Source organism: Methylobacterium sp. WL18, assembly GCF_008040015.1.
Taxonomy (GTDB): Bacteria; Pseudomonadota; Alphaproteobacteria; order Rhizobiales; family Beijerinckiaceae; genus Methylobacterium; species Methylobacterium mesophilicum.
The window spans coordinates 1-2,835 of sequence record NZ_VRVD01000609.1 but is presented as its reverse complement, the minus strand read 5'-3'; the positions used below and the strand labels follow the sequence as shown (position 1 = coordinate 2,835).

The window sequence follows — 2,835 nt, the reverse complement described above, 5'->3', positions numbered from 1 at the left end:
GGCCACCACGGCGATCCGGCCGGCGCCCGCTGCCTGCACGGCGGCCAGCACATGGCCCAGCATGCTGCGCCCGGCGACCCGGTGGAGCACCTTCGGCAGGTCCGAGCGCATCCGCGTGCCCTTCCCGGCCGCGAGCACGATGGCGGTGAGGCTGCGTGGGAGCTGGGCGGTCGAAGTCATCGCGGGTCCGGGCGTCATCATTCGGCGCGCGACCGATGGGCCGGACGGCGGCGCGGCGCAAGGCCGTCCCGCAGAGTCTCAGCGCAGCGCCAGCGCCCCGTGATGGGCGGTGCCGTGGGCGTAATGCTCGCGGCGGCGCTCGATCGAACTCGGGATCCGGAGGGATTCCCGGTATTTGGCCACGGTCCGGCGGGCGATGTCGACGCCCTCGCTGCGCAGCTTCTGCACCAGCGCGTCGTCGGAGAGCACGTCGTCCGGCGTTTCGCCATCCACCAGCTGCTTGATCCGGTGGCGCACCGCTTCCGAGGAATGCGCCGCCATGCCGGCCGCGCCCGGAATCGCCGCGGTGAAGAAGTACTTCATCTCCAGGGTGCCGCGGCTCGTGCCGATCGCCTTGTTGGAGGTCACCCGGGACACGGTCGATTCGTGCATGCCGATCGCCTCGGCGACGGTCTTCAGGTTCAGCGGGCGCAGATGCGTGACGCCGTGGACGAAGAACCCGTCCTGCTGGCGCACGATCTCGGTGGCGACCTTCAGGATCGTGCGGGCCCGCTGTTCCAGCGATCGGGTGAGCCAGTTGGCGTTCTGCAGCGCCTCGGACAGGAAGGCCTTGTCGCCCTCGGCGGAGGCGCCGCGGACGACCCGGGCATAGTAGCTCTGGTTGACCAGCACCCGCGGCAGCGCCTCGCCATTGAGCTCGACCAGCCAGGACCCGTCCGGGGCGGCGCGCACGAACACGTCCGGGATCAGCACCTCGACGGCGCTGGAGCCGAAGGCGCGGCCGGGCTTCGGATCGAGCCTCCGGATCTCGCCCAGCATCTCGACGAGATCCTCGTCGTCCACGCCGCACAGGCGGCGCAGGGCGGTGAAATCGCGCTTGGCCACGAGGTCGAGGCGGGAGACCAGGGCCTGCATCGCAGGGTCGTACCGGTCGCGCTCGCACAGCTGGATCGCCAGGCACTCGGCGAGGTCCCGGGCGGCGATGCCGGGTGGGTCGAAGCTCTGGACCTGGGTCAGCACCCGGGCCACCGTGTCGGCGTCCGCGCCGAGGCGCTGGGCCACGCCCTCGACCGTCTCGCGCAGGTATCCGGCCTCGTCGACCGCGTCGATCAGGAACCCGCCGATCAGCCGCTCGACCGGATCCCGGGTCGCCAGCTCGAGCTGGCCCACGAGGTGGTCGCGCAGGGAAATCTCGGCCGTCAGGGCCGCCTCGAAATCCGGCGCCTCGGAATCGAAGCTGCCCCCGCTGCTGCCGTAGGGCGGCGGGGTCAGCGAGAGCATGTCGCCCGCGGAGGATTCCTGGACCTGCGTCGGGGCGTCATCGGGGAAGACGTTGTCGAGCCGTGCGTCGAAATCGGTGTCAATCTCGCCGCGACTCGGATTGAGTTCCGGCGGTTGCCACGAATCGGGGTCGGATGCGTCGAACGGCTCGCCCGAGGTCTCGCTCGACGGACCGGCCGCGTCCGCGTCACCGGTCGCGGGGCCATCGGCTTCGGCGCGTTCCAGCAGGGGGTTCCGCTCCAGCTCGGTCTCGACATAGGCGGCGAGATCGAGGTGCGACAGTTGCAGGAGTTTGATCGCTTGCAGGAGCTGCGGCGTCATCACCAGGGCCTGGCCCTGACGCACTTCCAGCCGTTGCACCAAACTCATCAGCGGCCCCAATGCCCTTTCAGCGTGAACGACCAGCCGGGCGACGCTGCCAGCGGCATGGTTATTGCTTCTCGTGCACGATCACCTCTAAACCGATCTCCAGCGCCCGTCAAAGTACGTGGCTGCTCAACGGTGTTGGCAAGTTCCTGTTCGGGGCCGGCTCGTGGTGCCGAAGCCACATCCGATGGGTCTCCAATCTCGCGACGAAGCTTTAACGAAGCTCTGCACGTCTGCAGCGGCCCCGGAGCAGGTACGAGCATCCGCTCAGGCTACCGCAGAACTGTCCGACGATATAGTCCGGCCGAAACGCGATATTATGGAATGAAACGGGTTACGTTGGCAGTTAATTAAAAGATCGTGCTTTAGATTAACAAGTAATTTGCGAAATTTTAGATGTCGGTATTTTCGGTTTACGCCGTTCTGACTGCTCTTCGCAGAACGTTGGACTGGTCGAGGCATGCCGAGGAAGAGTTCCGCCGCGCCCGCGACCGGCGCAAGCCGGTGGATCGGCAAGAGGCTGCCCGCAGGGCTGCAACGTGCGCTAGGGACCATGGGTGTGGACGACGGGCGCTGTCAGGCTGCTGGTCGGGGGCGTTGCGACGCAAAAAGCATCTGGTGCGGACGGCGGGACTCGAACCCGCACGGCCTTGCGGCCGCAAGATTTTAAGTCTCGTGCGTCTACCGGTTCCGCCACGTCCGCATGGGCCCCTCGGTAGCCGCGACGGGGCACGCGATCAAGCCGGGGGCGTCCAGCTGTACAGCCAGGCGTAGCGGTCGCGCATGCCGTCGGGGCCGAGGCGGGCCATCACGGCGTTGCGGGCGAGGCCCACGAGGCCGCCGGCGTGGTAGGTCCGGCCGTTGGCGCGGGCGGCCTTCTGCACCCGCCGCACCCGGGCGGTGCGGTCCGTGGCGTAAGCCGCGAGCGCCGCCGGGACGTCCGCGTGGTCGGTGAGCGAGCGCGTCAGCACGGCGGCGTCTTCGATCGCGAGGGCCGCGCCCTGCGCC

At 68.6% G+C, this 2,835-nt stretch carries 2 protein-coding genes, 1 tRNA gene and 1 pseudogene; all 4 read right to left on the bottom strand.

Annotated elements, in window-relative coordinates; translation table 11 throughout:
- The coding region (locus tag FV228_RS25775) for an NTP transferase domain-containing protein (RefSeq protein WP_147857141.1) at window positions 1-180 on the bottom strand (180 nt) is incomplete at its 3' end.
- A 78-nt stretch (window positions 181-258) separates the two neighbouring features.
- Entirely contained in the window at window positions 259-1,830 is a 1,572-nt protein-coding gene (gene rpoN, locus FV228_RS25770; RefSeq protein WP_147857140.1) for an RNA polymerase factor sigma-54, read from the bottom strand.
- Between the two features lie 613 nt (window positions 1,831-2,443).
- Window positions 2,444-2,530: transfer RNA gene (locus tag FV228_RS25765), tRNA-Leu, on the bottom strand.
- A gap of 34 nt (window positions 2,531-2,564) precedes the next feature.
- Window positions 2,565-2,835 (bottom strand): annotated as a pseudogene (locus FV228_RS25760) (FAD-binding monooxygenase); the annotation flags it as partial.